The following is a 16,678-nucleotide window of genomic DNA, read 5'->3' as shown; positions in this document are numbered from 1 at the left end:
ATAGGTATGACCGAAACGATAGGTATGACCGAAACGATAGGTATGACCGAAACGATAGGTATGACCGAAACGACAGGTATGACCGAGACGATAGGTATGACAGATAGGAAAATGAGGATTTATTCGACATAGTAAGTAGTAAAAATCAAGAAACACTACAGTTAAACTATGTAAAATCCTTTGCAACAAGTACAACAGCGGTATTCGTGCTTTCTACCGCTGTTGCTTGCCGAGATTGGCGATCGCAATTGGATAAATTAGCCAATTCTCTTGACAAATCATTTCAAGAAAACAACTAAAGTAGCTTCTTCAGCCTCTTCCTGTCAGTTGTGCAATCATTGCAATCAACTCCATTGGCTCTGCTAATTTATGTAAATGCGAGTTAAAACCTGCTCCCAGTACCTTTGCTCGGTCTTCTCCAAGATAAGCTGTAAAGGCAATAGTCGGAATTTGCCATCCCTTCTCTATTTCTAATGCTTTTACTTTTTGAATCAAAGCATAGCCATCTTTCTCAGGCATCCTGATATCACTGATGATAATATCGGGGCGCGATCGCTCTAATTCCGAGAGGGCCTCTGTTACTGAGGCAACAGTTGTCACCATTATTCTATATTGCTTTAGCACTGCTGCAATCAACTCGCGGGTATCGGCCTCGTCATCTACAAAGAGTATGTGTAAACCATCAAGCCTATGAAGTGTTTCCACAGGTACGTTCGAGACAGACTGTTGACTTGCTGCTAATTGCGATTGCTTTACAGTTTGCTTGTACTTGGTAATATCATGCAAGCATAACTGTAGTAAACTCTGTGTTTTTGCAGCGTCTCGCACAGGTTTTACTAAGAGTAAAGCATCAAAAGCTTGACTGTTACGCGGACAGATAGATACTTCCCATTCTTGCACAGACTTGACGTTTAACGACTGGTTGAGTTTGGTACGAAACAATGGACGTTCTAGCTGAGAGACAAAATTGATTAATGGTTTGCCAATTAGCAAACTGGGTAACATATTTAATAATGCAGCAGCAGTATAGTTTATTTCTTTAATTATTCCTTGAGTAGTTATTACCAAATAAGCATTAGGTGCAAATTTGAATAAATTATAATAAAGCTGACGTTCTTTGATGAGTTTTTCATTTTGGTGCAACACTTGTTCTTCAATGATTTCCATTGCTTCTAAACTAGCCTGCATTTCTTCTCTAAGTAATTCTAGGTTTCCTATAGAAATGTCAAGAGTTTTCAATGCTGCCGCTACTTTTTGTTGCTCGATTGGCGACTGCATTATATAACTGTATAGTGTCTCTATCTGGTCTCTGATTTTTTGAAAATCATAGTTAAACTCATTTTGGATCACAGCTAACTTAACCTTTACTACTTTAAGTTTTTGCAATTAACACAATATTTTTAATTTTAAAATGCTCGGAGCTTCATTAGGTCGATTTCTAGTAAGATTTTTGGCAACAGTTATAGTATGTAGTTACTTGCTACCTAATACTGTTACTATAGCTCAGACTAAGTTAGATTCAAAGATAGTAGCCCAAACAAGAGAAAAAATCCTACCTGAAACTTCCTCTGTTTGGCACTCGATCGGAGATGATGACAATGGGAAATTGAGAAAATGGGTAAATTCTCATTCCATTACTCCAGTTTTTGAGTACTTTGCCCCTAGAAGAGTTCCATCTCAAATTATGCCCTATTCTGAAAAACGCTTAACATACCCACCCAGTCGCAAGAGCGATCGCGTCAATAACTATCATAATACTTTAGTTGCAGATCCTTATCATTGGTTAGAAGACCCTAACTCAGAAGAAACAAAGACCTGGATTGAGGCAGAAAATAAAATTACTTTTGCCTATTTGAAAGAAATTCCTGTTAGAGAAAAAATTAAACAACGCCTGACTAAACTTTGGGATTACGAAAAATATGGCATCCCATTTAAAGAAGGCAAATTGCAAGATGGTACTACCGAACGCTATTTTTATCTGAAAAACGATGGACTGCAAAATCAAAGCGTCCTTTATACTTTGAAAACCCTCGACGCAGAACCCAAAGTTTTACTCGACCCCAACAAACTCTCAGCAGATGGCACTGTTGCTCTTTCAGGTTTGTCTATCAGCGATGATGGTAAACTTTTAGCATACGGTCTATCTAGTTCGGGTTCTGACTGGCAAGAGTGGAAAGTCCGCGATGTCGAAACCGGGAAAGATTTACAAGACCACCTAAAATGGATTAAATTTTCTGGGGCATCTTGGACAAAGGATAATCATGGCTTTTTTTATAGTCGCTATGATGAGCCAAATGCAAATAGCAAATTTGAAGATGTCAACTATTATCAAAAGCTTTTCTATCACAAACTAGGTACTCCTCAATCTGAAGATGTACTAATTTATCATCGTCCAGACTATAAAGAATGGGGTTTTAGTGGCGGAGTTACTGAAGATGGACGCTATTTGATAATTTCAGTCTGGTTGGGAACTGATTCCAAAAATTTGGTTTTCTACAAAGATTTGACTAACCAAAATTCTGAAGTCGTAGAATTAATTAATCAATTTGAAGCAGATTATAGCTTTATCGACCGCGACGAAAGCATTTTCTATTTTCGCACCGATTTAAATGCGCCGCGTGGTAGAGTCATTGCTATTGATATTAACAAACCCGCTGAAGAAAACTGGCGAGAAATTATTCCTCAAACTGCGGCAACTCTAGAAAGTGTTAACATCATCAATAACCAGTTTGTTGCTGATTATCTCCAAGATGCTAGCTCGCAAATCAAAATTTTTGACCTCAAAGGTAAATTTGTGCGCGAGGTAGAATTACCCGGACTCGGTGCGGTTGGTGGCTTTGGTGGGAAGCGTACTGACACAGAAACTTTTTATAGTTTTACCAGCTTTACAACACCCGGCACTATTTATCGCTACAACATGGTGACTGGAAAAAGCGAACTGTTTCGTCAGCCAAAAGTAGATTTTAATCCTGATAATTACGAGACAAAACAAATCTTTTACAAAAGTAAAGATGGCACGCAAATGCCAATGTTTATTACTCATAAAAAAGGCGTTAAATTAGATGGAAATAATCCCACCTACCTTTATAGTTATGGTGGTTTTAATATCTCGATGACCCCTAGCTTTTCTGTGAGTACGTTGGTATGGATGGAGATGGGTGGTGTTTATGCCATGCCTAACATCCGGGGTGGCGGCGAGTACGGCGAAGAATGGCATCAAGCAGGGATGAAGGAGAAAAAGCAAAACGTCTTTGATGACTTTATTGCCGCAGCTGAGTGGTTGATTGCCAATAAGTACACAAAACCTCCAAAATTAGCGATCGCTGGTGGTAGTAACGGTGGCTTGCTAGTGGGTGCTTGTATGACTCAGCGTCCCGATTTATTTGGCGCAGCCTTACCAGCAGTCGGTGTGATGGATATGTTGCGCTTCCATAAATTTACCATTGGCTGGGCTTGGACTTCCGAATATGGTTCCCCAGAGAATCCGGAAGAGTTTAAAGTGTTGTACGCTTATTCGCCACTGCACAATCTGAAAGTCGGTACAGCTTACCCAGCAACCTTAATTACCACAGCGGATCGCGACGATCGCGTTGTCCCAGCTCATAGTTTCAAATTTGCTGCTGCTTTGCAAGCCGCTCAAGCAGGCGATGCACCAGTACTGATTAGAATTGAGACTAAAGCCGGGCATGGTGCGGGTAAACCCACAGCTAAAATTATCGAAGAAGCCGCAGATAAGTGGGCTTTTTTGGTGCGGACTTTAGATTTGCAAGTTGAGTAGTTTTGTCGGCTGGGCAATACCAGCCCAGTCAAAATAATTCGTAATTGATAATTCGTAATTCGTAATTATTACCAAGCCCCGTTGAGGCGGGGTGTAGGGTGTAGGGTGTGGGGTGTGGGGGAAGAAATAGCCCCAACAACCTCCAGGGTAAAAGCCCCGCCCTTTCAGGGCGCTTGCGCCCTAAAGGGTCAGAATCCTCTTTCAACGCCGTCTTCACTACACCCCACACCCTACCCCCCACACCCTGTTCAAGAATTACGAATTAATCAAGGGGATGCGGGCAAGGATTTAAGTCATCTTCAGTACGCCGACCACCATAACCTAACCGTTCTGGAACCTCGAATAGACGTTGAGAGCCTAGTGGCTCTTGACCGTAACCAAAATATATAGGGACTAATTGACTTGCTAAAGTCCGCACGACTCGAAAACCAATCGAGGCGATGTCAGGGGTTGTAACATCTACTAAATATGCATCAGCACCTACTGAATGCAATTTTTCGACCGTCGATCGCAATCTCTCTAGTTCTGATGAAGCTGTATAAGTTGGTAAATCTGCAACTTTTAGCGATCGCTCGTTGTGAAGTAAGAAGTCCAACTCGCCTAATCGTGCTGCTGGGAAAAAGAAAGCACTGTGATCCTGTAAATCTTGAATATCATCATATTTATGGAGATTAGTACCTGCACCTGAAGCCATGCGTTCTATATCATGAGGGCGGGCTTGGCAAACTTCAAAGATAGCTTTACGTAGAGCCGTTCGGCCATCGAGATGGCATCCCAGACCAATAACGAGGCTGGGGCTTTTACCCGAACGGTCAATTGCCATTGCTGCTATAACTGGAATTTGAATATCAGTGGTGAAATCAAACGCCATCAGTTCAATGCCAAATCTTGCATAGTTGCGGGCAATTTCAGTTTCAATTCCTGGTTGACCATCGAAATAGATGCGCGGTGCAGGTAGGCGATTCAACCATGTAATTATTAAAGCATCGCGTTCTATTAATTCGCACAAACCGCTGTAGGCAGCAAACTCCACAGAAAAGCCGCTAGCCATGCCGTTAGTAGTGACAGGTAAAATATAATCCCCTGGGAGATCGCTGCAAAAGTTGAGATAAACCAAGGCCGCAGGTACTAAAGTTTGTTGGTTGCTTGCAAGATTCAGCGCCGCCACCCATGAAGTCTGCATTGCTGGCTCGAAAGCTGGAAACCCAAAAGCTGGGTCAGAGTATTGTTTGTCAGAAAAAGAGAAAAAAGCTGGAGGAGGAACTGCGCGATCGCCTACACCCTGCTGTATCTGTTGTCCAAAGGAGTTATCACAAGCATTGCTTAATTCCTCGTAGCTACTAACAATTACCTTTTGACGCTCAACAATGCTGCCGCAGTAGCGCTCCAAGGCTTCGCCAATAGCACCAATAATCGCTTGCTCATCAGTCATGCCTTTACCTACGCCATAGCGCAAATCATCTTGTTGTCTGCAAAAATTGAAATGTGCTAATTCAGCTTGCCATAAGACTGGGAGTTCAAATTCTGTGTAAGGCTTAGTTAACCTATCGAGTGCGCGGATAACACCAGTGTGGGGGCTGATTAAATCGCGCCAGCGTGGACTAACAAGTGTTGAATTCACTATGTTTGCTCCTGAAGTTGGGAACAATGGGGGCAACCTGGTTTTTTGAGTACAACGTTGTGAGTCAGCTTTGTACCGATCGCATCTAAATGCAGTAGTTTACTGTTAGTGGCGATCGGCAAATTAAGTAACATCTTTACTGCTTCAAGACTTAAGTAACCACCAACCAACAGATGTACTGTGGGCAAGTTTTCCCGGAGTCGTGGCTGAGAATGGCGTTCTCGGTCGAGAAAACGCTCAAGAGCCAGTTCTGCTTCTGGCAGTTTCGCACACGCTATAGATCGCATCCGATAGCACAAATAACAAGGGCCATCATGGGAAAAGACTAGCGGCCCAACAGTTCCCTCAATACCAGCTGCTCCACCTGGTAGTAATGGGCGTTGCATTTTCAGACATAATCGGTTTAAGCGATAGGCTAAATTGACGGGCACTGCATCGGTGGCGACAATAACTAAGTCAACGTCCTCAAGCAAAGCATTGATTGTTTCGTCATCAGTTAAAGGATCTGTAACAATCTCAGTTTGAGTTATTCCTTCCATTGCTTCGATGCGTCGAGCCGCTTCCACACTTCGCCAAGCACCAACCTGAGTAAGTCCCCAGCTTGACATCATCATGGAATCGTAAGATACTGTGCAGGCATCGTCACACAGGCGAAGAAAACCAATACCACAACTAGCCAGGGTTATTGCTGCGACTAAACCTGAGCCTCCTAATCCAAAAACAGCAATTCGGGCATTAGCTAAATGCTTCTGAGCATCTTTTTGTTTAAAGCCTAGCTCATGGTACAGACCGAGTTGAGGAAGCAACTGTGCGTGGCTATCTAAATCGACTGTATCTTCTGAAAATTCCTCTACTAAACGATTATCGATCAAAAACTCTAAACATTTATCTAGTGATATGTCTGTCATTTTTTCCCAAACAGCAGCACGTATTTCTCCTATTGTTCGGTTTCCATCTAGTAAAGGTAAAAGAATCTTTTCTACATCGTGTAGGGCTTGACCTTTAACTTCTAATGTCCGTCGCGTTGTATTAAATATCATAGTTTCCTCACCATTAAAATCTGATGGGATAACGCGAAAAACTAGATGTTTTAGTAGACGTAGGCGCTGACTATCGTTTAATTTCATAAGCTTTCTTTTATACTTCCAAGCTCTACAAAAAAATATGAAAACTCGGTTTTATACCTGAGAAGTCAATTTTATTGCTAGATAAAATAGCTCTGCAAAAGTTTTTTGGTTCGCTCGACTAAAAAAAGAGAAACAATAAGTAAAGATTTTAAGCCTCTCCCCAAGATGAGGAGAGGTTTGGCAAATAATTAATTTGCGATTCAAACAACTTTAGAAAAAATTCTCAGTTCTAAGTCTGCAATGCTTAGTATCCAAATTCTGAGTCGGAAGTATCTTCTATGACACTTAATCCGAGACCGTAACCACATCGACCGCAACCAACACATCGACCGCAACCAGAACATCGACCGCAGCCAGAACATCGACCGCAGCCATAACATCGACCGCAGCCGAAACATCGACCGCAACCGCCACAGTTGCCAAACCATCTTTGGTTGGTTTCCGAGTCAAATACCCCTGGAATTGCTAATTTTTCTAAAGCTGCTATTTCTTCTTCTGATAATAGATTTTGTTTTAGTTTATCCTCGCTTTCTACTAAACGCATTTCTATTGTTTGCGGGGTAAGTGTTTTTTCTGCAAGCATGTCATTTACTCCTTTTAACTTCAATCTACTCGTTTGTTGTTAAATTCAATGACTATCTGAAATCCGCATTCAACTCCATGTAGGCGTAGCCCACCGTAGGCATCGCTGTTGCTGATGTTTCTGAATTAACTAGAATTTACCTAAAGATAAATATCTTTACCACTGAGGATGACAAAATTACTGAAAACAAGCAATAACTAGTTCCTGAAGGCTATGCTTTTATAGCGATAGCTAAACAGAAAAATCAAAGCTTATAGTCAGATTTTTGCTAGCGTACTTATCTGTCAGAAAGTAATTATGACAGATAAGTACGCCATCTACCTCATGGTTTTTATTTACCACAAATTCTTACTGTTCAAAAACTTATACCAATTTGCCAAAGTTAGTTTCTTTGGAATCAAGTCGTCTGCTGGATTGACTTTCAAGCAAATAATAGTAACCAAGACAACTTGGTATGATATTGCTCTAAGTGTCAGAAATCGATATCGCTTTTCGAGCATCTGACTTCTATAACAATATCCACGATATCTTCTTCTTGAGCTTTTTGTTCTTTCCTAAGTAGTATTATTTTGATTCTAGATAATACTAAAGTTATAGATAGCGTCGGCAAAGATAAATTATCCTGGCATCAACTGAGTACAGCTAACGATTCTCAGTCTTAATATCTTAAGGTTTAGGCTGTGGTGACTCTTGAGTGAAAAACTCTTGATTTTCTAGTGTAAATAGTAGCAATAGTTCAAAAGTAAGCAATTAATTTGAAATTAGAGAATTATTGAGCACTGAATAACATAAGGTTCAATTGATGAGTGATTTAAGAATTTGGTTTGAAGTTTATACTAAAGCCTTATTTCGTTCTCTACCCTTGTTATGGACAGCAGCACCGAAGGAAATCGTCTTTTTAGTTGCTGTTACTTTATTTCAAGGGTTTCTGCCTGCTTTGAGCGTTTGGATTACAAAATTGGTAGTAGATACAGTTGCGACAGCTTTATCTACTAGGGAAGAATTAGGTTACGCAACTCTAGTACCTTTGCTAATAGGATGGGTTGGAGCTTTACTGCTACAGACACTTTTAGATCCTTGGAGATTAGCGCTTCAAGGAAACCTCAACGACAAATTAACGGCTCACATCAGCTTAATGCTGATGAGTAAAGCAAAGACTTTTCCAGACTTAAGCCGTTTTGAAGATTCTAAGTTCTATGATGAGCTACAACTTCTCCAAGAACAAGTTAGATATCAGCCACTAAACTTACTAGCGAATTTGGTGGAATTAGGTCGGTCTTTTGTGACTTTAGTAGTTATGGTTGGGCTATTAATTCCCTTAGCCTTTTGGATTCCATTAGTAATTGCGATCGCAACCGTACCCCAGGTAGTAGTTTCTTCTCAGTATGGAAAAACTATTTGGTTGACTCTATTTGAAAACAGTCCTTATGCTCGGAGAATGCAATACTATACTTCGGTGATGCTTACTGATAGCTACGCTAAAGAAATTAGGCTGTTTCAGTTAAGTTCATTTTTTATGAAACTTTACTTGCAAGCATTTCAGTCTCTACATCAATCTATGCGCTATTTAAGGGGCAAGCAAGCGTTTTGGTCATCTAGTTTAGCTGTTTTGAGCGCTTTTGGAAATGGTTTTGCTTTCTATTGGGTAGTTAAAAAGGCTTTTAGAGGTGAATTTAGTCCGGGAAGTGTCTTGCTATTTGTACAATCGTTGACTTACTTTCAGCAAAATCTCGAAGGATTTGTCGGGAATTGGCTAGAACTGTTTGAAAATGTTCTTTATATGCAACAGTTTTTCAACTTTCTGGATAGCACAATCTCAATGCCACTGAGTATACCAGGAGAGAAAATCCCCACACCGATACGTTCTGGTATTACTTTTGAGAAAGTTCACTTTCGTTATCCAGATAGTGGATGGGCACTCAAAGATATATCTTTTACTCTTTATCCTGGAGAAACAGTAGCGATAGTAGGAGAAAATGGTGCGGGCAAAACTACTTTAGTCAAGCTGTTGACTAGATTATACGATCCGACAAAAGGACGTATTTTAGTCGATGGTATAGACCTGAAGAATTTAAACTTAGAGCAGTGGCGACAGCAAATTACTGGGGTATTTCAGGACTTTGGCCGCTATGCGCTCACCTTGCGAGAAAATATCGCTTTAGGAAACTTAGAAGCTTTAGAGCGTCCAGAATTGCTCAAATATGCGATTGAAAAAGCTGATATAGTTAACTTAGTTAATCGCTTTCCCACAGGAGAGAATACACCGCTAGGTAAGCAGTTTGGTGGTACAGAACTTTCTGGAGGTCAGTGGCAGAAATTAGCTCTAGCTCGTGCTTTTGTCCGCAAAGAAGCTCAATTACTGCTCTTAGATGAGCCGACTGCTGCGCTTGACCCCCGTAGTGAGTATGAACTCTACCTGCGTTTTGTTGAATTAACTCAAGGCAAAACTACCATTTTGATTACCCACCGACTGGCTTCAGTATTAATGGCCGATCGAATTTTTGTTCTGAAAGCTGGTCGTTTAATCGAGGATGGCACTCACGATGAACTTTTACAGCGTGGAGATGAATATACTACACTGTGGAATATGCAGGCAAAACAATATCGTTAACTGATGACTATTGACGGTTGAAACTCGAAAATCGATGGCTGCTACTTGCGCGATATCTATCGACACCTCACCTTGGGAAAAGCAAAGGACGAATGGGAAGACGTTGCTTTATTCAATACTCTAATTAAATTCCACAATAAATTCTGTTATAGATTGGAGAGAGGCTCACTGCTTCAAAAACTGACCGACAGAACGAGATGGTTGTTATGAAGAGCAAGAATCAAGTTGTTTTCACCTTAGTTTTGAAAAGTGCTATTGTCTTTTCACCCTTGCTGCTGTCTGCTGGTAGTACAAGCGGACAAATTACACCATCTGTCTCCAGAGAGATTACTACTGCTCAAATAACATCAAATCAAGAGCGAGAAGAATTAGCAAGACTGCGAGCAGAAAAGCGGCTGCGAGAACAGGAGCAATTAGGTTTCGATCGCGCCTTTAGTCGTACAACTATTTTACTGAATGTCTGGTTAGTAATATTAAGTTTATTTCCAGTGGCGATCGTTGCTTTATTTTGGCTATTACGACGGGTGGCAATCCGTGAAATTGTTGAAAGAGCTATGGCACAGCTGCAAGGATTAGAAAATTTACAAAATCAGCTAGCTATTGTAAAGCAAGAAGCTGAAAATACAATTCAAGAAGCTAAAAATATCAATCGGCAGTTAGAAAAAGAAGCTGATATTCTACAAAAAAATCTCACCAGACAGCAAGAAGATGTGTCTAATTTGAAATTAGAAATATTGCAAGCCAAAGATAATATATTGGCAGGATTAGAAACGGATATTAAAAGAGTTCAAGGAAATATAGAACAATTAGAGTCTGATTTTATCGCTCAACTATCTGAATTACAGTTGGATAACCAACGCAAAAAAGATAGTACAATAGGTAATTTAGCAAAGCTGGAATCAGACCTGAATTATCAAATATCTCAACTTCAATTAGATGCCCAACAACAAAAAAATACTATATTGGAGAATATAGAAAAATCTAGAGATGAGTTCATTGCTTTAGTTGCTAACTTGCAGTCTGATACTCAGCAAAGAAAAGACAATATTCTTGAGAGTTTAATCAACGTTCGTGCAGAATTGACTTCACAACTATCAGAATTAGGTTTAGATGCTCAACAACAAAAAGATGTAGCGCTGACAAATCTCAAAGAACAAATGGCTGCATTGCAATCTGAGACTCAGGTAAAAAGCGAACAAATCCTTGAAAGTTTAACTCAATTGCAGTCAGAATTTGCAGCGCGACTATCAGAATTACAAATAGATGCTCAACAACAAAAAAATATAGCTCTAGAAAGCCTGAAAAATCAAATTTCTGGCTTAGAATCTGATACTCAGCTACAAAAAGAAAAAATTCTTGACAGTATAACTCAATTACAGTCAGAATTTGCAGCGCGACTATCAGAATTACAAGTAGATGCTCAAAACCGAAAAGACTTAATCGTTGAGAATTTAGAACAATCCGGTTCAGAATTTATTTCTCAATTTTCTCAATTGCAATCAAGCGCTCAAGAACAAAAGTTGCTAATTTTAGAAAAGCTAGAAAAAATTGAAACAGAAGTTGTATCTCAACTTTCTGAGTTACAATTGGATGCTCAAGAACGCAAGGATACCATCTTACAAGAATTGGTTGAGATGAAATCTGAATCAATTACTAAAGAGGAACAAATACAGCAACCGCAATCGCAGCCAGAATTGTTAGCAGATGATTACGTCAAACAGGGAGATATACTGTTTTCTGCAAAGCAATATAAAAAGGCGATCGCGGCTTACAATCAAGCAGTAAAAATCCAACCTGACGAACCTGTTATCTGGTTAAAAACAGGCTTAACTCTCGGCAGATTGAAACGCTACCAAGATGCGATCGCTTGCTATGATAAAGCTATTGCAATCCAACCTGACTATCATCAAGCTTGGTGCGATCGCGGTGTAGCTTTTGGTAATTTAAGACAGCATCAAGAAGCTTTTACCTCTTTTGATAAAGCTACGCAAATCAAACCTGATGATGCAGTCGCTTGGTTAAATCGCGGTCTTTCTTTGATAGAATTGGAAAAATATGAAGAAGCGATCGCCTCTTTTGAGAAATCTCTACAATACCAACCCAATTCTCCCAAAGCTTGGGATAAACGAGGTTATACTCTGGTAAGATTGGGACGAGATAATGAAGCGATCGCTAGTTTTGGTAAAGCACTGGAAATTAAGCCAGACTACGCCAGTGCTTATTACAATAGAGCGGTTTGTTATGCACTGCAAAGAGAACTACAATTAGCCTTAGAAAGTCTGCAACAGGCGATTCAGATTAATCCCAGATACAAAGAAGAAGCAGCCACGGATATAGATTTTGATGATATTGCAGATGATGAGAGTTTTAAGCAGTTGATTGGAAAGTAAATACACTTAAGTTTGATACAGCTTTTTTCAGGTAAATGAGGTACACGGGTAAGGGCGCTGTTACGTTCGCCCTTACATCATTTCACCAGATGTTTATTAAATTAATAGCAACAGTCATCAGTATCTATCCGCTCAGATTCATATCTACCTTTAATCTCCTGATTAAAAAACCTCCCAATTGAATCTGCTGCATGTAAATCTTCCCAAGTTTCTGGATCTACTCCTGAATATTGATAGATTGTGCCATTTTGAAACTCAACTTGTAAAATACATTCGTCGCGATCGTAGCCTACAGCCGCCGCCATTGTTGAGCTAACTGGTAACATCGCAATTGGTTCTTCTTCAAAAGGAAGTGCAGGAGGTTCAGCAATAATTTCGTTGAGTTCTTGCAGTCCTTCGTAAGCTTGGATTGGTGCAGGAATTTCTAAAAACTCCAGTTCGTCACCTCGGTCGAGCAATAACTGCAAATATCCGTCAGAGTGAGCGATCGCTAATAAATTACTCAAGTCTACTTTAGATAGCTTCATTAATTGTGCTCTCCTGTTGGCAACGCGAGAGTGTTAAATTTTGATGCAAGAAAATTTATAGTACATTTATACTAAAAAATTCTTTGGCTGTCAATATTACTACCCAAGCTGTTGTTTTTTAATTTATAGCCGTAGTCACACTCTTTAGGACAGTATTGATTGCTCAAAGCCTTGAAAAAACTGGATTTTTACTCAGCACTAAAGTGCAAATTAAAAGCACAACAGCTTAAAGTTTTTTCCCCCTGCTGAGGCATTTAGAAGAAGACGCTAGGTTTACCTGTTTCGCAATCAAATCTCCTGCTGCTGATGCCTGTAATGGCTTGGAGAAGAAGTTTCCCTGTCCATATTTGCATTGCAGTACTTTAAGTCGTTCGAGTTGTTCAACTGTTTCTATGCCTTCGGCCGTAACATCTACGCCCAGATTGTAAGCTAGGGTAATAATCGTGCTGACAATCTCTGCGTTCTCACCATTGATATCCATTCGGTTGACGAAGGAGCGGTCAATTTTTAATCCACTAATTGGAAAGCAGTGCAAATAACTTAATGATGAATAGCCAGTACCAAAGTCGTCTAAATGTAATTCAATACCTAGTTCTCTCAATTGCACAAGCATGGCTGTTACAGATTGAGTGTTTTCTAAGAGCGCACTTTCGGTAATTTCTAGCTTGAGCCTGCGTGGATCTAAATTATTTTCTTGTAAAATTTGGCTAATTTGCTCGTTGAGATGAGATTGTGAAAGATGTTTGCTAGAAAGATTAACACTGATTGTCAAACGGTTTTCCAGAAATAGCTGCTGCCATTCGTGTAGTTGCCGACAAGCCTCTTTAAGCACCCAATCGCCTATAGGGACAATTAGTCCAGCTTCTTCCGCCACAGGAATAAAATCTGTAGGGAACACAAGACCTTGTTTGGGATGCTGCCAGCGCACAAGAGCCTCAAAACCAATAATTTTGTTAGTTTTCAAACAAACAATCGGCTGATAGTGGATGAGAAATTCTTGGCGCTCAATAGCACGCCGCAAGTCTATTTCTAACTGTAAAAGCTTTGTGGTTTCGCTGTACATTACCTTGTCAAATATCTTATAACGCGCTTTCCCCAAAGCTTTGGCACGATACATTGCAATCTCAGCATTGCATAAAAAATTCTCTGGTTGGTCGTAGTCTGTTGTACTCAGGGCAATGCCTATGCTGACGGTAGTGAATACCTCATGTCTATTCAGATAAAAAGGTATAGTTAATTCTTGTTGGAGCTGCTCGGCAATGTAAATGGCATCGTTAATGTTTTGAATTTCCTCCAATAGAATGGCAAACTCATCTCCTCCGAGACGTGCCAATGTATCTTCAGACTGCAAGCAAGTTTGCAGTCGGTGCGCGATCGCAATTAAGAGACGATCTCCGCTAGTGTGCCCCAGACTATCATTAACGACTTTGAAACGATCCAAATCCAAAAAGAGGACGGCAAATAAATGCTTACGCCTTTTGGCACGTTCGACTGTCTGCCCCAGTCGCTTGATGAATAAGGTACGATTTGGTAAATCTGTTAATGCATCATGATAAGCAATATGCAGTAATTGTGCCTCTGCTCGCAAGCGATCGCCAATCTCCTGTTTTAGAAGCAAACTAGATAATGACAGTTCGACAGTTGGTTCCTCAACCAATTTTTCTAAATCATCGCCAGCTTTTGTTATTGTCTGCTGATTTCGCTGGTACTGAGCGAGTTGGATTGCCTGTTCTGCCCATATCTGTTGTTCGTGCCTGACTTTATCTATGTAGTTGCAGAAAAAATCAGTTAAACTTGGTGCTTCCTCAAGTAAATTACTTAGTTGCTCAATAACCCGGTTATCTGCTTCATAATTGACTTCTGGGTGAGCTTCCATCCATAGATGACAGGTCTTAATATAAGCTAAAAGTGTCACTAAGTGCTGATAATTCACAGGCCCAAGCAGACGGCGCAACTCAGACCGACAGTACTCAGCTTGCTCTCGTTCCAAGAAGATAAATATTGAACAAAAAAGTAGACTTTTTTCAATTACCGAACTCAAATCCGATAATACTATCTGTTCGCTATCCGAACGCCCAAGCATATAGAGGTGTGTTGCAACTTCTTTTTCTGTTGGGGGCGGCGATTCTAATAGCTCTAATACTTCCTGTGTCTTCAAACCCAGAGTACGTAAAGTACAACTATGGCAAATCATACAGTAAGGAACAGTACAATAACGGGAGAGGTATGCAGAAAGCTTTTCTTTCAACAGCGCCGATATAGGATTATTGATATAGGCAGAAAGTGTCTGTTGCCATAGATTTTCCAATACTTGTGCATTTTGTTCAGCTGGCTGAAAGAAGGGTGGGACAAAACCAAATTTTTCCCTGATTTCTGCCTCGATCTCCTTACTGGTTCGCATAGGCTTTCCTAGTTTACGCCTTCTTGAACATACAGTTATTATACCAACCTGCTATTAAGCTGATTTTAACATTACACAAGAAATATAGTTAATGAATTGTTTTTAATTGAACTCGTATTAACTTAAGTAGACAAGATGCCTATCCTTCAGGAGTTTGATGAAATCTAAATGTGTTTTAGCTTACTTTTTTGTCTTTAACAGATTTGCTGAATATAATTTCCCGTCTTCTCTAATAAGAAATCTATATACCTAAATTATTAGTCAAGTTCGGAAAATGCTTTTTTAATCTATGTGTGGCATAGATAAATCTTGATATAAAAGCGATCGCCTGAACTAACAAGCGATCGCTATTTTTTTATCGCTTTTTCACTTGATTATTTGATAATGCAAAAACAACTCACTGCCAACTTGGCGAGTTTCTAGGAGTTGCAGATTAGGGGCATCATGGGGAAGAAAACCCTTTCCTTCCACTGGGGTAGGTGCGTCCTTTCCTCCATAAATGACAGGCCAAATAGTCAACCACAAATCATCAATTCGCCCTACTTCCACAAGGGCGGCTGTTAAAGAACCACCTCCCAAAGCCACGACTTTTTGGATACCCCTTTCTGCCATTAAGGTGTAAGCTCGATTCCAGTCTAATTCTTTATCCCCTAGTTCAATTAGATCGGCTACCTTCTGTAAGTTTGTTGTACTAGAATTGCGCTCTAAACCTGCTTTTGTTGTAAAGATCCATCGCTCAACATCTTGGCTGAAAAAAGGCCAGTCCGGACTGAGATCGAGCGATCGCGTCACAAGACAAGTAATAGGTTGGGGAGACTGACCCCGAACTTGACGCGCTGCTAGCAGTTCGGGATTGCGAATTGTAAAAGTCTGTGCTTCAGCTCGCATTGTCCCCGCTCCCACTAAGATGAGATCGGCAAAGGATACTTGATATTCCAAATGTGCTTGATCGGCTGGATCGGAATCACGAGGTGCTTTTGGGTCTACGGCGCTAATTTTTCCATCAGCCGTCATCGCAAGAACCACAGTTGTTTGAATAGTTGTCATGTTAAGGTTCTGACGGTTCTGTTAAATTTTAATTCATTTTAGCCAGTAAATAATCAATAATTGTCAATTTTCAGCGATTTAAACTTCAAAATCCTCGATGATAAATAGGCTAATGTAAATCCATATTAATTCTGCTACTGAGGGTTTAAACGCTCATTACCAAATAAAGTAACAATAAACTCTACCTAAAAATTACTTGAGATTATGCCTAAAGAATGTAAATGTTTAACGAATAAATTTAAGAAATTGAGGTTATGAACATTAACCCCAGAAGTTTAATTCAATATTTTCCTAAACAGTTTTTACTTTTGCTATTGAGTTTATTAGATGACGTTTTACTATTGGGGTTTTCTCATCTCGGATTACACCTGCAATGGCTAAAATGGCTTTCTCCAGTAATACTTTATGGTACGATATTGTATTTTTTTGTACAAATCATTCGCTACCTATCTAAGTCACAAGTATTGTAGATAAGATTTACGCAAAAACACTCTCAAACTCTCATTTCTCATTGAGATATCTTGTATAAAAAGGCATCTCCAATCAAGGAAATGCCAATCCAAAATCTAAGTCTTTAATCGGACACGATATGG

The 16,678-nt window shown here is 39.9% G+C and carries 11 protein-coding genes; 4 read left to right on the top strand and 7 right to left on the bottom strand.

Translation table 11 applies throughout. From position 1 onward, the window contains the following. Nucleotides 1–309: 309 nt before the first annotated feature. Nucleotides 310–1,278, bottom strand: a complete 969-nt coding sequence (locus I8752_RS03340) for a response regulator (protein ID WP_214430911.1) — start codon at nt 1,276–1,278, stop codon at nt 310–312. 406 nt (nt 1,279–1,684) lie between these two features. Here I8752_RS03340 and I8752_RS03335 point away from each other — a divergent pair, with 406 nt between their 5' ends. After that, complete coding sequence (locus tag I8752_RS03335) at nt 1,685–3,778, top strand: prolyl oligopeptidase family serine peptidase (RefSeq protein WP_214430947.1); 2,094 nt, start codon at nt 1,685–1,687, stop codon at nt 3,776–3,778. A gap of 262 nt (nt 3,779–4,040) precedes the next feature. Here I8752_RS03335 and I8752_RS03330 read toward each other — a convergent pair whose 3' ends face one another. The 3 genes from I8752_RS03330 to I8752_RS03320 all read right to left on the bottom strand — a co-directional run bounded on the left by I8752_RS03330 (nt 4,041) and on the right by I8752_RS03320 (nt 7,109). Next, entirely contained in the window at nt 4,041–5,399 is a 1,359-nt protein-coding gene (locus I8752_RS03330) for a YcaO-like family protein (RefSeq protein ID WP_214430910.1), read from the bottom strand. After that, a complete protein-coding gene (locus I8752_RS03325; RefSeq protein ID WP_214430909.1) occupies nt 5,399–6,526 on the bottom strand; it encodes a TOMM precursor leader peptide-binding protein in 1,128 nt (375 codons plus the stop codon). Before I8752_RS03325 ends, I8752_RS03330 begins: the two co-directional genes overlap by 1 nt. Before the next feature lie 244 nt (nt 6,527–6,770). Next, nucleotides 6,771–7,109, bottom strand: coding sequence for a hypothetical protein (locus I8752_RS03320; protein WP_214430908.1), 339 nt, complete (start codon nt 7,107–7,109; stop codon nt 6,771–6,773). An 802-nt stretch (nt 7,110–7,911) separates the two neighbouring features. Between I8752_RS03320 and I8752_RS03315 the strand changes: the two genes are divergently transcribed. Further along, nucleotides 7,912–9,720, top strand: a complete 1,809-nt coding sequence (locus tag I8752_RS03315; protein ID WP_214430907.1) for an ABC transporter ATP-binding protein — start codon at nt 7,912–7,914, stop codon at nt 9,718–9,720. A 206-nt stretch (nt 9,721–9,926) separates the two neighbouring features. After that, a complete protein-coding gene (locus tag I8752_RS03310; protein WP_214430906.1) occupies nt 9,927–12,110 on the top strand; it encodes a tetratricopeptide repeat protein in 2,184 nt (727 codons plus the stop codon). Between the two features lie 101 nt (nt 12,111–12,211). Here I8752_RS03310 and I8752_RS03305 read toward each other — a convergent pair whose 3' ends face one another. The 3 genes from I8752_RS03305 to I8752_RS03295 all read right to left on the bottom strand — a co-directional run bounded on the left by I8752_RS03305 (nt 12,212) and on the right by I8752_RS03295 (nt 16,085). Then, a complete protein-coding gene (locus I8752_RS03305; protein WP_214430905.1) occupies nt 12,212–12,637 on the bottom strand; it encodes a KTSC domain-containing protein in 426 nt (141 codons plus the stop codon). 226 nt (nt 12,638–12,863) lie between these two features. Beyond that, nucleotides 12,864–15,038, bottom strand: a complete 2,175-nt coding sequence (locus tag I8752_RS03300; protein WP_214430904.1) for a putative bifunctional diguanylate cyclase/phosphodiesterase — start codon at nt 15,036–15,038, stop codon at nt 12,864–12,866. A 366-nt stretch (nt 15,039–15,404) separates the two neighbouring features. Further along, entirely contained in the window at nt 15,405–16,085 is a 681-nt protein-coding gene (locus I8752_RS03295) for a RibD family protein (RefSeq protein ID WP_214430903.1), read from the bottom strand. Between the two features lie 254 nt (nt 16,086–16,339). On the opposite strand from I8752_RS03295, the gene I8752_RS03290 reads away from it, so the two are divergent. Then, nucleotides 16,340–16,555, top strand: coding sequence for a hypothetical protein (locus tag I8752_RS03290; protein WP_214430902.1), 216 nt, complete (start codon nt 16,340–16,342; stop codon nt 16,553–16,555). Nucleotides 16,556–16,678: the final 123 nt, after the last annotated feature.

This window comes from Dendronalium phyllosphericum CENA369, assembly GCF_016056275.1.
GTDB lineage: Bacteria > Cyanobacteriota > Cyanobacteriia > Cyanobacteriales > Nostocaceae > Dendronalium > Dendronalium phyllosphericum.
Note: the sequence above shows the minus strand (reverse complement) of the source record. Positions and strands in the feature narration are given on the sequence as shown.